At 62.2% G+C, this 18,241-nt stretch carries 17 protein-coding genes; 10 read left to right on the top strand and 7 right to left on the bottom strand.

The window, feature by feature from the left end; all coding sequences use genetic code 11:
• Positions 1–44 precede the first annotated feature (44 nt).
• From H3Z74_RS16000 to H3Z74_RS15985, 4 genes are all read right to left on the bottom strand, one after another.
• A complete protein-coding gene (locus tag H3Z74_RS16000; RefSeq protein WP_187760585.1) occupies positions 45–530 on the bottom strand; it encodes an SRPBCC family protein in 486 nt (161 codons plus the stop codon).
• The gene (locus H3Z74_RS15995; protein ID WP_187760584.1) at positions 527–877 is read right to left on the bottom strand and encodes an ArsR/SmtB family transcription factor; all 351 of its coding nucleotides are present in this window, start codon (positions 875–877) and stop codon (positions 527–529) included. Before H3Z74_RS15995 ends, H3Z74_RS16000 begins: the two co-directional genes overlap by 4 nt.
• Positions 878–1,213: 336 nt before the next feature.
• Complete coding sequence (locus H3Z74_RS15990; RefSeq protein WP_229727091.1) at positions 1,214–2,311, bottom strand: alanine racemase; 1,098 nt, start codon at positions 2,309–2,311, stop codon at positions 1,214–1,216.
• A 194-nt stretch (positions 2,312–2,505) separates the two neighbouring features.
• Complete coding sequence (locus H3Z74_RS15985) at positions 2,506–2,838, bottom strand: winged helix-turn-helix transcriptional regulator (protein ID WP_187760582.1); 333 nt, start codon at positions 2,836–2,838, stop codon at positions 2,506–2,508.
• A 108-nt stretch (positions 2,839–2,946) separates the two neighbouring features.
• Between H3Z74_RS15985 and H3Z74_RS15980 the strand changes: the two genes are divergently transcribed.
• The 3 genes from H3Z74_RS15980 to H3Z74_RS15970 all read left to right on the top strand — a co-directional run bounded on the left by H3Z74_RS15980 (position 2,947) and on the right by H3Z74_RS15970 (position 5,445).
• The gene (locus H3Z74_RS15980) at positions 2,947–3,816 is read left to right on the top strand and encodes an NAD(P)-dependent oxidoreductase (protein ID WP_187760581.1); all 870 of its coding nucleotides are present in this window, start codon (positions 2,947–2,949) and stop codon (positions 3,814–3,816) included.
• A gap of 83 nt (positions 3,817–3,899) precedes the next feature.
• Entirely contained in the window at positions 3,900–4,784 is an 885-nt protein-coding gene (locus tag H3Z74_RS15975; RefSeq protein WP_187764362.1) for an MBL fold metallo-hydrolase, read from the top strand.
• Positions 4,785–4,800: 16 nt separating this feature from the next.
• On the top strand, positions 4,801–5,445 hold the full coding sequence (locus H3Z74_RS15970; RefSeq protein ID WP_187760580.1) for an HD domain-containing protein: 645 nt from the start codon (positions 4,801–4,803) through the stop codon (positions 5,443–5,445).
• Between the two features lie 61 nt (positions 5,446–5,506).
• On the opposite strand, the gene H3Z74_RS15965 is transcribed toward H3Z74_RS15970, so the two are convergent.
• Positions 5,507–6,517, bottom strand: coding sequence for a zinc metalloprotease (locus tag H3Z74_RS15965; RefSeq protein ID WP_229726622.1), 1,011 nt, complete (start codon positions 6,515–6,517; stop codon positions 5,507–5,509).
• Between the two features lie 312 nt (positions 6,518–6,829).
• On the opposite strand from H3Z74_RS15965, the gene H3Z74_RS15960 reads away from it, so the two are divergent.
• The 4 genes from H3Z74_RS15960 to H3Z74_RS15945 are packed head-to-tail and all read left to right on the top strand — an operon-like array spanning position 6,830 to position 9,576.
• A complete protein-coding gene (locus H3Z74_RS15960) occupies positions 6,830–8,416 on the top strand; it encodes a hypothetical protein (protein WP_187760578.1) in 1,587 nt (528 codons plus the stop codon).
• The gene (locus tag H3Z74_RS15955; protein WP_187760577.1) at positions 8,404–8,700 is read left to right on the top strand and encodes a hypothetical protein; all 297 of its coding nucleotides are present in this window, start codon (positions 8,404–8,406) and stop codon (positions 8,698–8,700) included. Before H3Z74_RS15960 ends, H3Z74_RS15955 begins: the two co-directional genes overlap by 13 nt.
• The gene (locus H3Z74_RS15950) at positions 8,673–9,047 is read left to right on the top strand and encodes a hypothetical protein (protein ID WP_187760576.1); all 375 of its coding nucleotides are present in this window, start codon (positions 8,673–8,675) and stop codon (positions 9,045–9,047) included. The genes H3Z74_RS15955 and H3Z74_RS15950 overlap by 28 nt, the downstream gene beginning before the upstream one ends.
• A 40-nt stretch (positions 9,048–9,087) precedes the next feature.
• A complete protein-coding gene (locus H3Z74_RS15945; protein WP_187760575.1) occupies positions 9,088–9,576 on the top strand; it encodes a hypothetical protein in 489 nt (162 codons plus the stop codon).
• Between the two features lie 102 nt (positions 9,577–9,678).
• Here H3Z74_RS15945 and H3Z74_RS15940 read toward each other — a convergent pair whose 3' ends face one another.
• Complete coding sequence (locus H3Z74_RS15940; RefSeq protein WP_187760574.1) at positions 9,679–12,000, bottom strand: GH92 family glycosyl hydrolase; 2,322 nt, start codon at positions 11,998–12,000, stop codon at positions 9,679–9,681.
• A 71-nt stretch (positions 12,001–12,071) separates the two neighbouring features.
• On the opposite strand from H3Z74_RS15940, the gene H3Z74_RS15935 reads away from it, so the two are divergent.
• Complete coding sequence (locus H3Z74_RS15935) at positions 12,072–12,701, top strand: hypothetical protein (protein ID WP_187760573.1); 630 nt, start codon at positions 12,072–12,074, stop codon at positions 12,699–12,701.
• Between the two features lie 133 nt (positions 12,702–12,834).
• Here H3Z74_RS15935 and H3Z74_RS15930 read toward each other — a convergent pair whose 3' ends face one another.
• Positions 12,835–13,857: a cyanophycinase gene (locus tag H3Z74_RS15930; RefSeq protein ID WP_229726621.1), complete on the bottom strand. Its 1,023-nt coding sequence runs from the start codon at positions 13,855–13,857 to the stop codon at positions 12,835–12,837.
• Between the two features lie 200 nt (positions 13,858–14,057).
• Between H3Z74_RS15930 and H3Z74_RS15925 the strand changes: the two genes are divergently transcribed.
• The gene (locus H3Z74_RS15925; RefSeq protein ID WP_187760572.1) at positions 14,058–16,865 is read left to right on the top strand and encodes a TonB-dependent receptor plug domain-containing protein; all 2,808 of its coding nucleotides are present in this window, start codon (positions 14,058–14,060) and stop codon (positions 16,863–16,865) included.
• An 86-nt stretch (positions 16,866–16,951) separates the two neighbouring features.
• Positions 16,952–17,971: an MBL fold metallo-hydrolase gene (locus H3Z74_RS15920; protein WP_187760571.1), complete on the top strand. Its 1,020-nt coding sequence runs from the start codon at positions 16,952–16,954 to the stop codon at positions 17,969–17,971.
• The last annotated feature ends 270 nt before the right edge of the window (positions 17,972–18,241 follow it).

The following is an 18,241-nucleotide window of genomic DNA, read 5'->3' as shown; positions in this document are numbered from 1 at the left end:
GAGGGGCGTCGATCCCTCCCCATAGCATCAGGAAAGGTCAGGGCTCAGCGGCTCAGCAGCACCTCGACATAATCGGCCAGACGGTCGGCGATCGACGCCATGCCGGTGGCAATGCCGCCATCGACATGCTCCAGCCACATCGCCTCGCTGGTGAAGTCGGTGATCACCGTCACCGTGGTCTTGCCGTGGAGTTCGTCGAACAGGATGGTCACGATCATCTTGTCCTGATCCGAATTCAGGAATCCGTTGGTATAGACGATCTTCCTGTTCGGCTCGATTTCCAGATAGGTGCCGCCAAAAGGCGTACCCTCAATGCCGTCGGGTCCAGTCAGTGCGAACAGGATATCACCGCCGACCCGGAAATCCATCTCCACCCGCGTCGCCGGCCAGTCGCGCGGGCCATACCAGTTGAGATAATGTTCCGGTGTCGTGTGCGCCTCGAACAGCAGGTCAGCGGTTGCGTCATAGACGCGCGCTACCGTCACGCGGCGTTCGTCGCGATTTTCGTTGATACGGTTATAGGTTGTCATTCGGGCTGCTCCTTTTTCCGGTTTTTCAATTCTTCGACATAGTCACCCAGCCGCTCGAGGCTCTCCTCCCAGAAGCGCCGGTAATGCCCGAGCCAGGCATCGGCCTCGGCCATGCCGCGCGCATTGAGCCGCACCGGGCGAAACTGCGCGGTGCGGCCGCGCGAGACGAGCCCGGCCTGTTCGAGCACTTTTACATGCTGCGAGATGGTTGGCTGGCTGAGGCCGAACGGCTCGACCAACTCATTCACCGTTGCCTCGCCACGCGACAGGCGCGCGAGGATCGCACGGCGCGTGGGGTCGGCCAGGGCGCCGAAGATATCATCAAGCGGGTCGCGGGTCAGTGCCATATATCGATTCTCATCTATATAGGCATTTGACTATATATGAGTCATGGCGCGGTCAAGGAGAAACTCGGCACCGTGTGAAGCCATTACGCGCGTCACGCTGTGGCAATCCCATTTTCGACAATAAGAAGGAGCTGCCGATAGCAGTCCGCAAGCGATGAGATGCCCGATCCCAAGCGATGGTTGAATCGCTGCGGAGCGACGGGGCTGCGGGAGATATGTTACACCGGGCATGTAACATATCTCGGGCCGATGTTCGGCGGTGAGTCTATATTATATCATTATATATCAAATAGATAAGACAATCTATCCTTATCCGTCGCCAATGAGGCGCGCTGGCTATTCCGTAAAGGGCAGCCATTCGTCGACTACCCGGCCGTCCTCCACTACCTGAAGCGCACCGAATTGCAGCAGGGAGCCCTCCGACTGATGCGGCCGCAAAAAGAGCCAGTCGTCAACTGCCAGAGCTTGTTGTCTGGGGCCCGAGAACATGGCCTGGTTGTAGCTGACGCCGAACCATTTGTTCGGCACGATTCTGGAGGGCGAACACACCTCACCGCGCCAGTCGCCGCCATAGGTGAAATAGGTACGTTCGCGCGATTGCCGTCCGCCGAACAGCAAGGAGGAAAGCCATTGCGGACCGGCGAGATGAGTCCCGTCCCATGCCTTGAGGATCGGGGAAGCGATAAAGATCGCCGGTTCGAAATCGGCGAGAAGATCCAGGTCGAACATCGTTCCCTTGAGCAGGCACGCCCCGGCGCTGATGTCGTTGAGCGGCGACTCGTCGCTGTTGTGCAAAGCAACCGTCGGACTCCCTGCGCCATTCCAGCAAATGTCTTTGCTCAGTTCGGAAAACTCGGCGCAGGCGATGGTCTTGAAGGCGGTATAGGCTTGGTTAGCCTTGTTGAAACTGGTGTTCCGGCTTTCGACCAGCGACGGAATTTTGCCGACATGGGCGTCATACCCCATCAGCCCGGAAAATTGCAGATGATCGCCTGCCGCTCGAATGGTTTGCAGCATGGCCTGCAGCATGGCCGGATCGGTGACGCCGCCGCGGTGAAGCCCGACATCGATCTCGATGTTGATCCGCATGCGGACGGTCAGCCCCTTGGCGAGCTGCAGATATGTATCCAGCCGCTCCGGCGTATCCACCAGCCATTGCAGCTGCCTGGCCGGGTCGAAATGGGTGTTGCCAAGATGGAGGTAGAAATGCCGCGCTGCCTGAACGGGCATGGGTTTGCCCAGCAGGATGTCACTGTCGGGAAAGCGATAGGCGGTCTGCCGCAATTGCGGCTCGTGGAAAACCATCAGCGCCTGGGTTCGGGCCAATCGCATCAGCTCGTCCAGCATCGACGGCACCGGCAATGATTTCTCGACCAGGCGAAGGCGTTTGGACGGTGCAATGAGCGCCGTCAGCCGCTCGACATTGCGCCGCATGCGATTGCGGTCGAGCACCAGGGTCGGCCAGGCAACGCCATGTTGACGCAGCGCGCTCTGCAGATCGGCAAAATAAGGGGCATGTGCGTCGTTCGTCATCGATAGTATCTCTCGAGCCACTGCAGCGCACTTGTCTTACAGGCTGGCGAAGCCAAGGCACAGCGGCGATCACGGATCGCGGCGATGGTCCTGCCTCAGCCCGGATAACGCCCCATCGCCTTGGCATAATGCTCGCCCCAATCGGCGACATTCGACAAAGCGGTGTTGAGCGTCACGCCCCAGTCGGACAGCGCATAATCGACGCGCGGCGGGACCTGGTTGAAACTGGTGCGGGTGACGAGTTCATCGCGTTCGAGTTCGCGCAATTGCTGGATCAGCATCTTTTCGGTCACGCCGATCACGCGGCGCCTGAGCTCGCCGAAGCGCAGCGGCCCGGCATTGAGTTCCCACAGGATGACCGCTTTCCACTTGCCGCCGACCACATCGAAGGCCGGGCCGATGCCGCAGGCATAAGTTTTTTTCGCCATGATTCCAACCTGACATACCAAAAGGTAGGTACCTGACAAAATAGTCGGTACTTGTTCGATCGAGTGTGACTTTCCTATCTCCGCCGCGACCACTTGAGGAGATGGAAAATGACCGACGTGACGATCATCGGGCTGGGCCAGATGGGCCTGAAACTGGGCGAGTTGATGCTGGCTGCGGGCAAGTCCGTGACCTTGTGGAATCGCAGCGCGGACAAGGCCCCCGGACTTGTCGCGGGCGGTGCGCAGCTTGCCTCGAGCCCGGCGGCGGCGATTGCGGCGAGCCCGGTGACGCTGATCTGCGTCTATGATTATGCGGCGGCGGACGAGATCCTCAACGCGCCCGGCGTGCCGGCCGCGCTTGACGGTCATTTGATGATCAATCTCGGCACCGGCAGCCCGGAGGATGCGCGCAACGCCGAGGCCCATGTCACGCAGCATGGCGGGCGTTATCTCGACGGCGCGATCCAGGCCGCGCCGAGCCAGATGGGGCAGGACGACACGCCGATCCTGATCTCCGGACCCTCGGCGGTGTTTGCCGAGGCATTGCCGCTGCTCGCCATCCTGGCCGGGCATCCCAGCCATCTCGGCGAGCGCATCGACGCCGCGGCGTTCATGGATCTTGCTACGCTGTCCTATGTCTATGGCGCGTTCGGCGGGTTCCTGCACGGCGCGCGGATCGCCGAATCCGTCGATATCAGCGTCGCCACGTTCGGCGGGATCGTCGAACAGATTTCGCCGAGCTTCGGTGCGTTCTTCAAGCATGAAGCGGCGGTGATCGAGTCAGGGGATTTCGCCATCACCGAAAGCCCGCTGCGTATCTCGATCCCGGCGGTCGAACGCATCCTGCGCACCTCGAAAACGCTCGGCATCAACACCGAGTTGCCGGCGCTGGTGCATAGCTGGCTCGGCAAGGCCGGGCAGGCAGGGCTGGCGGACCAGGAACTCGCGGCGCTGATCAAGATCCTTCGCGCCGGTTGAACGCGGCGGGCGCGGCGGGCATCATGCGCGACGGCCTTTACGCGCCCTATTGCGGCGGCGCGGGAAGGATCAAGGGAGCCATGATGTCCGCCAGCCCGATCATCGAAGCCTTTTTCGACGAGCCGACCAACACGATCAGCTATCTGGTCGCCGATCCCGCAACCGGCGACGCGGCAGTGATCGATCCGGTGCTGGATTTCGATCTGGCGAGCGGCGAGGCGGATATCCGTTCCGCCGAGCGAATCCTAGCTTGCGCCGCCGCGCGCAGCTGGAACATCGTCATGGTGCTGGAGACTCACGCCCATGCCGACCATCTGTCGGCGGCGCCGTACATCAAGGCGAAGACCGGCGCCGCAATCGGTATCGGTGACCATATCCGCGATGTGCAGAAGATCTTCCGGCCGATGTTCGCGTTCGACGATCTCGCGATCGACGGATCGGACTTCGACCGGCTGTTCGGGGATGGCGACCGGTTCGCGATCGGCGAGCTCGACGTGACGGTGATGTATGTCCCTGGCCATACGCCGGCCGACATCGCCTATCGCATCGGTGATGCGGCCTTTGTCGGTGATACCTTGTTCATGCCCGATTACGGCACTGCGCGCGCCGACTTTCCCGGTGGCGACGCGCGCCAGCTCTATCGCTCGATCCGTCGCGTGCTGAGCCTGCCGGAGGAGACACGCCTGTTCCTGTGTCATGACTACAAGGCGCCGGGGCGTGACGAATATCGCTGGGAAACGACGGTGGGCGAGGTGCGGAACAGCAGCGTCCATGTCCGCGACGAGATTGGCGAGGACGCGTTCGTCGCAATGCGCGAGGCGCGCGACGCGACCTTGTCGGTGCCCAAGCTGCTGCTGCCCGCGATTCAGGTGAATATCCGTGCCGGGCGTTTCCCGGCGGCGGAGGCGAACGGAGTCAATTATCTGCGCATACCGGTCAAGCCGATGTTCGGCATGAGCGCGGCATAGGGCATTGGAGCCAATCATGGCGAGCGACACCAGTTCTCGATCCGCGATCGCCACGCTCCTTGCTGCGGCCCCGCTCGCAGCACTGGAACGCCGCTACCGCGAACCCTGGCGGCATTATCACGCCTGGGAACACCCGCAGGCGATGCTGGCGCATCTCGACCGGGCGATCGGCGATGCGGTTCCGGTGGTCGATCCGGTCGCCTGTGCCGGCTTCATCCTGTGGCATGACGCGATCTACGATCCGCAGGCACCGCATGGCCGCAATGAGGAACTGAGCGCGGCCCTCTGCGCAGCGGAGATGGCCGAGCTCGCCGGTCCGCTCGCTACCGCCCGCGCGGGTGCGGCAATTCTCGCCACGATCCGTCACTTGCCGCCGGACATGGTCGATTGCCCCGATGGCGCACTCCTGCTCGATATCGACCTGTCGATCCTTGGCCAGCCGGCGGTGGTGTTCGACGCCTATGACCGGCAGATCCGCGCGGAATACGCGCATGTCGAGGCCGGCGTTTATGCCTCTGCACGCGCGGGCATCCTGCGTAATTTCCTCGCTCGCGACCGGTTGTTCCTGACCAATTGGGGTTTTGATCAATGGGAGCAGCGCGCTCGCGACAACCTAAGCGGCGTAATCGCGCGGCTGGAGCGGCAGGTTGCTGCGGCCTGAGCGCACTGGTCAATGAATCAATGCGTCGATAATCTTGGCCAATGTCGCGGGAGCAATGGCGTCAACGAGGCAGCAGTTCGATCCCGCGTTTGACCGCCGCGATCGTTTCCGGTTTCAGGTCGTAGCCGGCCAATTCCGTTTCCACCTCGTTCGCCTTTGTTTCCAGGCTGGCGATTTTCTTCAGCGCGCTGAACTCGACCGCGCTCGTATTCTGTCGCAGCATATCGGCCTTGAAGCGAAGCATGGTCGATCGATCGCGCAGCTTGTTCGCTATGGTGACGAAGCCTTCGATCGACTTGGGCACCGATTTATCGGCTGCGGGACCATAGGCTGCGGCCAGGCCGCGCTCGTCATCGCCCGACAACTTGGTCACGTCGGTCGTTCTGAGACAGGGCGATGCAGGCGGGTCGCCCTGGAACATCCACGATGCGAAGCGGTACATCATAATCGAGTCCGGATCGAATTTGCTGAACGCTTTCGCGCCCATGCTGGAATCCGCAATCCGCAGATATTTTGCTTCGTACTGCGCTTCGGAAAGCTTCTCGATCTCCTTGATTTTCTCTCCATCGAAACTGCTGTCGCACCGGCCCTGCTGATATTCGTGCAGACATCCCAGGACATGGCAGAATTCGTGAAGCACGCGCGACTTTACGAAGTCGTTCGACGCGGCAAGGGAAAAGGGCAGATTGACCGTCGCCTTGCGACTGTCGAGCCTTCCCATCCGGCCGATCACTGCGAAGAATGATGTCGCAACATCCTCCGGCGCGAGCCTTGCCGGATCGGCTTTCAAGGATACCCGTACATCATAGCCGGACAGCGAGCCGGCACAGGGAATGAACTGATTGCCCTCCTTCCATTGGAAAGAGAGCGGCAGATTGGTGACCAGCATGTCGGCGAGCGTCGATATTTTTGTCTTCATTGCATCAAAGCTGCTGTCCACGTCCCAGAAGCAGACGCGGAGCTTCTTGCCGGCCTTTGGCCAGAGGTGCTGCGTCGCGATAAAGGAAAAGAGCTTCATGCGGCCCGGGCTCTCAAGCGGCTCCAGACTCAGGGCGAGTTCGAATTGATCCATCGAGTTGGTTCGGCCCGAATCTGCAGCCTCAAAATCATGCGCCCTTGCTGCATTCGATACGAACCCGCTGCCGCACAGCAGGAGCAGGCTGAAAATTACCGCTCTGATCCTGTGCATCGCGGCATATCCTCGGTTAAAATGAAGCAATAAGATTGTAACGGCTACAGTCTCGATGCTATGATAGCTCGGGGCATGATGGATCGGATAGTGATATTTTCGATTCCTCGTGGGGGGATAGTCATGAGATTAGTTTTAGCAATTGCTACCGTTTCGGTAGCTTTGTCCGGATGTTCGACGTTCAAAGGAAGCAGATTGTCACGGGACGGCGCGTTAGGTGCTGATTCCAAGACCAATGGCGTACCGTTCATGCTGACCAGGCCGGTATTCAAGGCACAAAAGGACGATAAGGGGAAATACTCTGTCGTCCTGAGCTATGAGCCGGATCCGGAGCAGCGTTTCAGCTTGAGAATGTCGCCCGCTTTGCTCGCCAGTATCGGATTCAAGGCGAGTTGGGGCGACAATGGCGCACTTTCGGGTCTGACGGCCTCCGCTACGGACCAACTTGTTCCGACTATTGTCTCTGTACTGAAACTGACGACGGATGTCGCCGGCGCGCTCGCGGCAACGACGGGCCTGGCGCAGGATCCAAAGACCATCATCAACTGCGCTGCCCGCGGTACCAGGCTGAGCATGCTTTCATGCGCACTGGACAAGGTGAAAGTCACGACGCCGAGCGGCGCTCCAGCGGATTGCACACCCATGGCGGTCACCGCGATCAAGGCGCGTTTCGACTATTTCAAGGACGCGGACGGTGAGGACAAGGGTGACGTTGCCGCCAGCCTCTACGCCAATTCTGCGGATGAGGCCGCCTGTTATCAGGCGGCCGCCAAATATCTCCAGGACGATGCGAAGGGACTTGTTTCGGGCAATGGCAGCCTTTCGGCAATGGCGACCAAGGCTTTCGATGCATTTGTTGCCGATCCCGGCAATGCCGTAGCGCCGGGAGTCGCCGCCGATGCGCGCTATCAGCCAGGTCGCGACGCCGCGCGAACTGCCATGGAAAAGGCCATTACGGACCTGGATGCGGATCGCATACGCCGCATCTCTGCGGCAATCCGGCGCTTGCAGGACCATGAGCGGAAATATGTCATTCGCGACCTGGCTCTTCCTGCCGCTGAGTTTCCCCCTGCGGCACCTCCTGTGGCAATGGCGGGGAATGGCGCGCCACCGCCCAGTGAAGAAGAGATTCTGCTCGCGATAGCCACCCCGGTCGTCGCCGGGCTGGAAGCCGCAGAGTTGAGCGGCGACGATCCGGGACAGATTCTCGTCCAGATCAAATCCGCATCGTCATTGGCCAAAAGCCTGACCGTGGCCGCGCAATTGCTACCCGAACAATGGCTTCAGCGCCGTGTTGCCGATCTCGACCGCCGCGAAAGCAAGGCGGTTCGCGACGCGCTGGTCGCGGCACCCGGCACCGACCCGAAGGAGAATGCGACGGTCAAGGTCATCCGGACGGAAAAGGCCGCGGCGGTCGGCATGGGCGACGAATATAGACGGATGCTCGACATCCAGCGAAGGCTCGACAAGCTCCCCTCCACGCCAAGCGATGCGCGTCAGGCGGCGACCGTCGATTATCTCGTGTTGCGCGACGAAAGCGAGCGGCTGAACACATTGCTGATCAGCCGTCTGACCACGGCGAAGGGTATCGCGGTCGCAACCGTCAAGGACGAAGCGCCGTTGCCGGAAACACCATGGGTTTCGGAAAGCTGCATCAAACAGTCAAAGGCGGCCGACTGGTTCTACACGGAAGGAACAGATGCCCGCGAATTCGTCGTCGTCCTGCGCCGACCGAGCACCGGTGAGGCTCTTGTGAGGAACGCCAGACCATGCGGCAAATGAAAATCATCGCATCGACCATGCTTGTCATCGGGCTCTGCGGATGCGCGGCCAGCATCCGGACGACCGAGCTTCGCGGCGGCGAAAAGACCATTTCCGGCCTGCCGTTCAAGATGCGCGACATGTTCGTCGTCGAACTCTATCAACGCACGCCCAAGGGATATCAGAAGGTCGCCGAGAAGACCGAGTTGCTGGCCGACCCGGCCCGCACCTATGCACTCGAGTTCGAGGGCAGCCGCTGGCTACAACGAAAATTCAGGTGGGGTTGTATCCGGATTCAACGCTGAAGGATACGAGCCTGGACAGCGAGAGCCAGGCCGATGAAGCGCTGTCCGCAGTTGGTGGAGGAATCAAGGGTGCCGCGACGAGCTATGCGGATCTTGAAAAAGCACGCAAGGCGGCTGCCAAGGCCGAGGCGGGTGACACCGAAACCGACCTGACCAAACGCTATTCGTCCAATCTTGCCCTGTCCGAGGCAATAACCGCCGTTCAGGTTGCCGAACAGGAGTTGCTCGAACTTTCCGCGGATGAGCCGGCTTCCCGGCGCGTGTTGAAACAGGGGCAGATCGCTGCCCTGAAGCTGAAAGCGAACGAGGCCGCGCGGCGGGCCGGATTGACCGAGATGCCGTACTGATGCCGCTCGATGCGCACGCAACAGGAAGGATGATGTGCCGATGAAACTCGTTTCCTTCGGGTCGTCGCTGGTACTGGCGATGCTGGCTGCGACGGGATGCGCCCCGTCACCGGAGCCCCAGTCTCTCTCGCCCCAGCGGTCGCGCTTCGTCATTCGGCCGGATGAGGCCGGACCTTATATCGATCGGCGCGTGCGGTTGTTTCGACAGTTTTCCTATGATCGGGCCCGGGCATCCGGGCAGCATTTTCCCGCTTATGGCCGCTGGCTTTCCGAGGTCGCACGGGCGATCCATGTCGGACGGCCCGCGCCATCGGCCGACGATCCGCTGGTCGTCGACGCGCAGGCCGAGCTGGAACCGTTCCAATCGCCTCTGCCGCGCACCAGGGACCGCGAAACGCTTGCGGCGATCCGGGAGCAGACCAGGCTGGGCAGCCTCGGCCGTGTGCTCACCGATCCCTTTACCGACCAGTCGATGGAAACGCGTCAGGCTGCCGCGGCCCGCCTGACGGGGGCGATATCCTTGCCCTGAATGTCTCGGGCATGATCTGGCCGATTTCCGGCAAGTTGGCGGCGCATGACCGGCAGATCCGCGCTACACACGCGCAGGCCGCGGGTCAGGCACCCGACACAATCATTGCCGCACCGTGCTCGACGAAAACGGCCGATTGTCCGGTGCCGTCGCCCACGCCTTGTTCGGCCCGGCCTGCATCACGAACCGCAGCTCGCCCCCGGCCATGATCTCGCCATGCCGGATGAACCCGCGCGCGAGGGGACGGCCATTGAGCGACACACTCCCGACATAGGGGTGCGCATCGTCCAGTCCTTCGGCGATGATGGTGAATGTCTTGCCCCCGGGCAGCGCCAGTGCTGCGCGGTTCACGAACGGACGGCCGATGACATATTCCAGGCTGCCCGGCGTGACCGGATAGAAACCGAGCGCGGTGAACACCAGCCAGGCCGACATCTGCCCCAGATCGTCATTGCCCGACAGGCCGTCGGGGGTCGGCTTGTACTGGCTGGCGACGATCTGCGTCAGCCGCGCCTGGGTGCGCCACGGTGCGCCGGCATAATTATAGAGATAGGCGACATGGTGGCTCGGTTCGTTGCCATGGATATACTGGCCGATCAGGCCGGCGATATCCTCGGCATGGCTGTAATCGAGCTTTGAATTGTCATAGTCGAACATCGCATCGAGCTTGGCGACGCTCGCCTTGTCGCCGCCCATCGCCTGCACCAGCCCGGCCTGATCCTGCGGCACGAACCAGCTATATTGCCACGCATTCCCCTCGGTATAATCCGATCCGTAATTGATTGCGGTCGGGTCGAAGGGGACACGGAAAGCGCCGTCGCTCTTGCGTGCGCGGACGAAGCCGGTCTTCGCATCGAAACTGTTGCGCCAGTTGGCGGCGCGCTTGTCGAACGTGTCGGCAATGTCCTTGCGCCCCATCGCCCGCGCCATCCGTGCAATGGTCCAGTCGTCATAGGCATATTCGACCGTCTTCGACGCGGCTTCGGGCTCGCGGTCGATCGCGACATAACCGAGCTTCATATAATCGCCGAGGCCGCCATAGGGCGCATAGCTCGCACTCGCGACCATCGCCTCGAGCGCTTCCCTGGCGTCGAACCCGCCCACGCCCTTCAAATATGCATCGGCGATCACCGGCACGGCATGATAGCCGATCATCGTCCAGGTCTCGCGTCCCTGGAATTGCCATACCGGCAGGATGCCGTCGGGGCTGTATCTGCGGCTGGCGAGCAGCGAGCGGACGATGTCGCTATTGGTCTTTTCCGGCTGCACCAGGGTCAGCAACGGATGTTCGGCGCGGAACGTGTCCCACAGCGAAAAGGTCGAGCGGAAGGTGAAGTCCTTGGCCTGGTGGACCTGGTCGTCGGGCCCGCGATAACGTCCATCGGCATCGCCCGCCACCGATGGTGCGAGCAGCGTATGATAGAGCGCGGTGGCGACACTGGTCTTCATCGGTGCGGGCGCGTCGATGGCGAGCATGCCGAGCGCCTTGTCCCATGCGGCTCTGGTCTTTGCGCACACCGCGTCGAAATCGCCCGGCTCGCTGTCGAGATTGGCGACCGCCCCCGCTTCATCGACCGAGGAGATCGCGACCTTCACTTCGAGCGGCGCCGTCAGCGCGCCGAAATCGAGCCGTGCGACCAGGCCCCGGCCGCTCTTCTCGGCCAGTGCCTCGCTGCCGCGGCCCGGCCCCTGAAAGCCCTTGTACGGCACATCCTTCTCGGTGCTGACAAAGGCATGATCCCTCAGCGGCGCGGAAAAGCGCATCGCGAAATAGAGCTTGCGCCCCGGCGCCCAGCCACGCGTCTCGCGCGCGCCGCTGAGCGTGCCGTCGGGGGCCAGCCGGAGCGACGACCAGAGGATCTTGCCGGGATAATTGTACAGCGAACTGCGCAGGTCGATCACCAGATGCGCCGCCTTGCCCGCCGGAAAGGCATAGCGATGGACGCCGATCCGCGTGCCGGCGGTCATCTCGGCACGAACGCCCGGGTCGCTGAGCGTGACCGCATAATAGCCGGGTTTGGCGACTTCGTCCTTATGGTCGAAGCGCGAGCGATAGCCTGAGCCGGGTTTGGCCGGGTCGCCCGGCTCCAGCGCGACTGCCTCGCCGACCGCCGGCATGACCAGGAAATCGCCCAGGTCGGAATGCCCCGCGCCAGAGAAATGCGTGTGCGAAAAACCCTGGATGGTCGGGTCGGTGTAGCGATAGCCCGCCGCCCATTTGTAACTGTCGCGGATGACATGGCTGGTGTCGGTATCGGGGCTCAATTGCACCATCCCGAACGGCGCGACCGCGCCGGGGAAAGTGTGGCCCTCGCCGCCGGTGCCGATGAACGGATCGACATTGTCGGAAGCCGACTGGCCAAGCGACGGAGTAGCCAGGCTCAGCGCGAGCAGGGCGGCGATGGTGCGGCGGGGGGACGACATTGCGGGATTAGAGCAGGGGATTGGGGGCAAGGGAAGGGTCGCATTCGCCCGATCTTCCACTTCCACATACCTTGAAGAAACAGGCAGCTTTCGGGCCGATCAACCGTCGGCTACAACGACGCATGCCCATCATTGGAAAGCCCACAATCGGCCCAGTTACCGAAAATAAAGGTAAAGCTTGGACGTGGCGGCAAAAGGCAGGCGTGGCCCTCCTTGTCGTTGTGGCGCTATACTTGCTGTGCTTGCTGATTTTTTTCAGTTGGCCCTATCGTCTCGAACGCCCCGCCGCGGAAGTCAGCGAGAACACATCCGGCTGCAAGTTTTCAATCGCGCAGGTGAGTGGTTTGCAGACGCGCCGGATTGCGCCGCTGATCGACGCGGAAGATGTGGCCTATCCGCTTGATGTTTCGGTCTTCATTCATGACTGCGCCGGGCTGAGCGATGGCAGGCCATATGCGGCGCGGCTATTCTCTGCCGGCTCCGGTAACGTTATCGCCGAGGGGCTGGCATGCGGCGGCGCACGGGAATCCGACAATGACTGCCGCCTTGAACCGCCGCTTATCGCCTCCAGGTCGGCTTCGCATCGTTTCGTCATCCAGATCGTGCGAACGCGTGGCGAAACGCCTCGCAAGGTCGATCTTGAAATCACAACGCCGCATCGGTGGCGGAGCGTGGTGATCGATGGAATAATGTCGGTTTAGTCGTGGATGCTGGTAGCCCGAGGCATTCGCGAGCAGATCGGGATGCAATTGCGCGAGCGGGTGTGATCTCGTTCAAAGGAACGGAAGTGCGACGGCCGATGACGCGAAGCGTACCTCCGCTATTGCGGGTGTGTTACTCGCTCACGATCTTCCCGTCCTTCACCGCATAATCCCGCAGGAAGCTTGGCCGGTCGACCTTGCCCGATGGCAAATGCAGCACCGAATCCGGCCCGATCCCGGTAACCCGTACACCCGTCACGCTGAGCGGACCGCCGGGCTTCAGCTTGCTCAGCTTGCTGCCCTCGACCAGCCACGCGCCGCCGTTCGGTGCGGTGGCATGGATCCGGGCGGTGCCGTCGGCCTCCACCGCCAGTCCGGCGCTTTCGTCGACGCCCAGCCCGAGCATCGGCGCGCCGCTGCGCCCGGCCTGCGCCTTGGCGAGAAAGGCGAACAGCCGCCCGAGCCGGTCGCGCTCCTTGAAATGCGTGTCGGTGACGATGCCGCGCAGCAAGGCGAGGTGCAGGAAGTCCGCCTCGATCGTGTTGGCCGGGCCGAACGGATCGAGCAGCGCCTCGGGGCTGGCGAGGCTGCCGCCGTCCATCGCGCCGTAGAGCCGCTCGCCGAGCATTGCCAATCCCGCGCTGGTCCCGCCCAGCGGCTTGCCCGCGGCGACATGTGCGTCGAGCGCCTGTGCGACCGGGGTGCCTTTCCAGAAGCGCACATAGTTCGACTGGTCGCCACCGGCGATGAAGATGCCGTCGGCCTTGGCCAGCCGGTCGAGCAAGACCGTATCGGTCGATGCCGCGCGGCTCTTGATCACGAAGGTTTCGGCCGAGGCGATGCCGCCGCGCTGGCGATAGAATTCCTCGCCGATCTCCCCGGCATAGGAGGCGCGCAGGATGACGATATGGCCATGCCCCGCCTTGGCGAAGAACCAGCGCATCGCATCATCGTCGCGGTCGCCCCCGCCAAGCAGCAGCAACCCGCCGCTGACCGGGCCGGGTGTCGCAGCGGCGAGGTCGCCGGCGACATAATGGTCATAATCCTGCGCCAGTGCCGCACCGCTCGACAGAACCAGCATCAGGATGGGCGCAAGCAAGTGAAGAAGGCGCCGGACAAGTGCCGTTGATCGCAGGGACAGGGTCATGCTGGTCATCTCGGTTTTCCTTCCCCCGGAGCGTCATGATGGTGCGCGGCGGCATCACCGCAACGGAATTCATCGTCGCTCTTCACTATTTCCGTCGATCGGTCGCGGCAATCTTGTTAGCGATGGTTGCGCAACGAGGGCCGAAGCCGTCACCGATCGGGCTAGGGAAAGGCCGGACGGGGGGCGCCGGGGAAAATGGGGGGCCAAAAATGACGATGCCACGCAATGCTTCGCGGATTGCTATGCTGCTCGGCAGCTGTGCCGGCGCGCTGGCGCTGACGGCGCCTGCCCGGGCGCAGGACGCCACGCCGGCGGTCGATCAACCGGCGGCGCAGCTCGCGGACGAAAGCGCGACGGCCGACGATACCGCGACCGATATCGTCGTCACTGGCTCGCGCATCCCGCGCTCGCAGGCGGAGGGGCCGGCGCCGGTCACCGTGATCAATGCCGATACGATCCGCGCCAATGGCTATACCAGCGTGCCCGACATCCTGCGCGCGGTGACGCAGAATGGCGGCGAGACGCAAAGCCAGCAAAGCTTCAGTGGCGCGAGCTTCACGCCCGGCGCGCAGCAGGTCGACCTGCGCGGGCTTGGCCCCAATCACACTTTGGTGCTGGTCAATGGCCGGCGCATCGCGGACTTTCCGCTCCCTTTCCAGGGGCGCAGCAACTTCACCGACATCTCCAACCTGCCGATCGGCCTGATCGATCAGGTCGAGGTGCTCAGCGGCAGCGCCTCGGCGATCTACGGTTCCGACGCGATCGCCGGCGTGATCAATTTCAAGATGAAGGACAAGGTCGATGGCACTACGATCGACTATCGCTATGGCCTGACCGAACATGGCGGCGGCATGTCGCACCGCGCCACCCTGACCACTGGTTGGTCCAACGACCGTTTCAATATCATCGGCGGCATCGAATATCTCAACCAACGCCCGCTCTGGGCCTATCAGCGGTCGATCCAGGACAGTACGCAGGACAGCCCGACCAACACTACCGCGCGACGGACATTCCTGCGTTATGATCCGATTGCGGATGAATATGTCGATCCGGGCGCCACGACGTGCACTGCCCTGTCGTCGCTCAACGGCGGCAGCACCTATTATGCCTCGCGGCGGAATTATGGCAATTTCTGCGGTAGCGATACGTCGATCGGTTACGGCACCGTCATCTCGCAGCGCGAGGGTTTCAACAGCTTCGGCTCGGCGCGCTATGAGCTTTCCGAGGGGGCGAAGCTGTTCGTCGATGCGCAATTCGGCATCAGCAATGTTGCGCTGATGTCCGACGTGCTGAGTTGGGCGTTTCAGCCGGCCTCGGGTAGTAGCGATACCACGTTCTTCAACAACACACTTGGTGGGCTTGACGATTGGTCACGCCAATTCACCCCGGAGGAATCGGGCGGCTTCCGCAATGTCATGACTCGTAATCGGCAAAAGACCTTTAGCATCACACCGGGGATTGAAGGGCGACTGGACGGCAAATGGAATTATGAACTTGCCTACAATCACAGCGAATATTCTGCGGTGGTCAAATTCCCCCAGATTATCGCATCGAAGGCCAACGACCTGTTCCTTGGGCCACAGCTCTTTATCGATCCGCAAAGCGGCTATCCTGCCTTTAGTCGCGACGTATCGCGACTCTATACCCCGCTGACCCGGGCCGAATATGACAGCATCGCGGCCTATTCCGTTTATCGTCCGAAAAGCTGGACCGACAATGTTTCGGCGACGATCAACACCACGGAGCTGTTTCGCCTTCCCGCCGGACCGGTCGGTTTTGCCGCCGTCGCCGAGGTGGGGAGGCAGGGCTATGATCTTAATCCCGATCCGCTCGCGCTGACCGATTATTATGTCGGTCTCAAGGACAGCGATGGCGCTGGCAAGCGCTCGCACTGGGCGCTGGGTGGCGAGTTGCGCGTGCCGGTCACCAAATTCCTGCAATTGTCGGGCGCCGGGCGCTATGATCATTTTGGCTTTGCCGGACAGAGCATCGGGAAGTTCACCTATAATGGCGGTGTCGAGCTGCGTCCCACCTCGACCCTGTTGTTGCGCGCCGCCTATGGCACGGGTTTTCGCGCACCCGACTTGCATTATGTCTTTACCGGCCCGGGCAACACTCACCCCTCCGCAACCGACTATTATCGGTGCCGCAAATTTGAGCCGGGCGTGGACATCGGCGATTGCACTCAAGCGGATGTGGGCATTGTTGCCCAACGTAATGGCAACCGGCAGCTAAAGCCGGAGACCAGCAAATCGCTCAATGCCGGAATCGTCTGGGCGCCATCGCGTAACTTTGATGTGTCGGTCGACTATTTCCGTGTCTCGCTATCCAATCAGGTGGAAGATTTGCGCATCGACGGCATTCTGCGCGATGAGGCCAATTGTAAATTGGGTCAGACGACGAGCGGTACCGTCGTCGACATCAATTCCCCGACCTGTGTGGATGCGATTGCCAGGGTTAAGCGCTTCGCGGGTGGCGTAAATGCCGGCAGGCTCGACTCCGTCTCGATCAATCCGATCAACATCGCGACCGAAAAGACCAGCGGTATCGACATCGCGGTGCATGGCCGGCTGCCCACCAGCTTCGGCGACTTCTCGCTTTCGCTCGCGCACACCCATGTCTTCAAGCATGATTTCCGCCAATATGTCGGCGATCCGATCATCAACAAGCTGGCGTTCGACAGCGGCTATGACATCCCGCGCGACAAGAGCACGGCGAGCATCACCTATGCGTACCAAGGCCTGAAATTCACCGTTGAGGGCAAGCGCCTGGGCAAGCTGCCCAATTATGACGAGGACGCCTATATCAAGGCGAGCTACCTGTTCAACACGACGCTGCAGTACGACTTCACCGATCATTTCCGCGGGTCGCTGAGCGTCACCAACGTGCTCGATGCCAAGCCGGTCAAGGACCCGAGCTATTCGGCCTATCCCTATTACGACATCAGCTGGTTCGACAGCGTCGGGCGCAGCGTGTTCCTGCAACTGACCTACAAGCTCGGGGGCAAGGGGCTTTGATGCGTCAATCTCCCTCCCTTCCCGGGAGGGGGAAGTTGCCGCTTAAATACCTGTTGCCCGCCGGGGTGCGCGGCTAAGGCGATCACATGCCCCGCAACCGCTATTACGCCGGCCCGCCCAGCCCTCATTTCGATGGCGAGCGTTTCTTCAATCCGGACCAGCCGACCACCGACCGATCCCTATGGGAAGTGCTGCGCTGGAAACGGACCAGCGTTGTCGCTAAATGGCCCGACAGCGTGCCGGTCTCCCCGGCTCGGCCGGCCGCTCGTGTCGACGGGTTGCGCATCACCATGGTCGGGCATGCCACGCTGCTGATCCAGGCGGCGGGGCTCAACATCCTCACCGATCCGGTCTGGTCCGAGCGCGCGAGCCCGGTCTCGTTTCTCGGGCCGAAGCGGGTAACGGCGCCCGGCATTGCGTTCGAGGATCTGCCGCCGATCGATGCGGTGCTGATCAGCCACAATCATTACGACCATCTCGACATCGCCACGCTGCGGCGGCTGCACGCGGCGCATGTGCCGCTGCTGGTCATGCCGCTCGGCAATGATGCGATCGTCCGGTCGGCAGTGCCCGGCGCGCGGATCGCGACGGGCGACTGGCACGACCGCATCGATCTTGGCGCGGGTATCGCGACGACACTGACGCGCGCCAATCACTGGTCGGCGCGTCGGCTTGGCGACCGGCGCATGGCGCTATGGGCGGGGCATTATATCGATACGCCGGCCGGGAGCGTCTGGTTCGCCGGCGACACCGGCTATGGCGATGGCGCGATCTTCCGCGAGATCCGGGACGTGCTTGGATCGCCGGACGTCGCGCTGATTCCGATCGGCGCCTATGAGCCGCGCTGGTTCATGACCGCACAGCACGTCAACCCGGCAGAAGCGGTCCAGATCCTGCACGACGTCGATGCGGCGCACGCGCTCGGCATCCATTGGGGGACGTTCCAGCTGACCGACGAGGCACGGGAAGAGCCCCGTCTCGCGCTGGTGGCTGCCCTGTCCGCTGCTGGTATTTCGCCCGAGCGCTTCGTCGCGGCGGAGGCAGGTGCCAGCTATGATTTCGCGCCCCGTCTTATGCCAAACAGCGTTGATGCTGACCTATCTTAATTGCTTCCCCGGCGCAGGCCGGGGCCCAGTCGAGAGGGGCGAGGTGACAATGCGAAGCGCCAGGCCAACAAATGCTTGCCAGCTGGACGCCGGCCTTCGCCGGGGAAGCAGGTGGAAGATGAGCCGGCATCAACGCGAGTTGGTATTGGAATGATCGACCCGCGGCGCCGGGTATGGTGGATGGTGCCGATTCAACCTCGGCGTGCAGCATGACAGCGTGGCGGCGGACGGGATGTCAGCCGGCGTTCCGCCCCGCTCTTTGACATGACT

The organism is Sphingomonas alpina (genome assembly GCF_014490665.1).
Lineage (GTDB): Bacteria > Pseudomonadota > Alphaproteobacteria > Sphingomonadales > Sphingomonadaceae > Sphingomonas > Sphingomonas alpina.
Note: the sequence above shows the minus strand (reverse complement) of the source record. Positions and strands in the feature narration are given on the sequence as shown.

Excerpts from the sequence above, each read along its gene's own strand:
- H3Z74_RS15985 (WP_187760582.1), bottom strand. The coding sequence starts at position 2,838 with ATGGCGAAAAAAACTTATGCCTGCGGCATCGGCCCGGCCTTCGATGTG.
- H3Z74_RS15990 (WP_229727091.1), bottom strand. The coding sequence starts at position 2,311 with ATGCGGCGCAATGTCGAGCGGCTGACGGCGCTCATTGCACCGTCCAAA.
- H3Z74_RS15975 (WP_187764362.1), top strand. The coding sequence starts at position 3,900 with ATGTCCGCCAGCCCGATCATCGAAGCCTTTTTCGACGAGCCGACCAAC.
- H3Z74_RS15980 (WP_187760581.1), top strand. The coding sequence starts at position 2,947 with ATGACCGACGTGACGATCATCGGGCTGGGCCAGATGGGCCTGAAACTG.
- H3Z74_RS15945 (WP_187760575.1), top strand. The coding sequence starts at position 9,088 with ATGAAACTCGTTTCCTTCGGGTCGTCGCTGGTACTGGCGATGCTGGCT.
- H3Z74_RS15955 (WP_187760577.1), top strand. The coding sequence starts at position 8,404 with ATGCGGCAAATGAAAATCATCGCATCGACCATGCTTGTCATCGGGCTC.
- H3Z74_RS15970 (WP_187760580.1), top strand. The coding sequence starts at position 4,801 with ATGGCGAGCGACACCAGTTCTCGATCCGCGATCGCCACGCTCCTTGCT.
- H3Z74_RS15920 (WP_187760571.1), top strand. The coding sequence starts at position 16,952 with ATGCCCCGCAACCGCTATTACGCCGGCCCGCCCAGCCCTCATTTCGAT.
- H3Z74_RS15925 (WP_187760572.1), top strand. The coding sequence starts at position 14,058 with ATGACGATGCCACGCAATGCTTCGCGGATTGCTATGCTGCTCGGCAGC.
- H3Z74_RS15930 (WP_229726621.1), bottom strand. The coding sequence starts at position 13,857 with ATGACCAGCATGACCCTGTCCCTGCGATCAACGGCACTTGTCCGGCGC.
- H3Z74_RS15965 (WP_229726622.1), bottom strand. The coding sequence starts at position 6,517 with ATGGATCAATTCGAACTCGCCCTGAGTCTGGAGCCGCTTGAGAGCCCG.
- H3Z74_RS15940 (WP_187760574.1), bottom strand. The coding sequence starts at position 12,000 with ATGTCGTCCCCCCGCCGCACCATCGCCGCCCTGCTCGCGCTGAGCCTG.
- H3Z74_RS16000 (WP_187760585.1), bottom strand. The coding sequence starts at position 530 with ATGACAACCTATAACCGTATCAACGAAAATCGCGACGAACGCCGCGTG.
- H3Z74_RS15995 (WP_187760584.1), bottom strand. The coding sequence starts at position 877 with ATGGCACTGACCCGCGACCCGCTTGATGATATCTTCGGCGCCCTGGCC.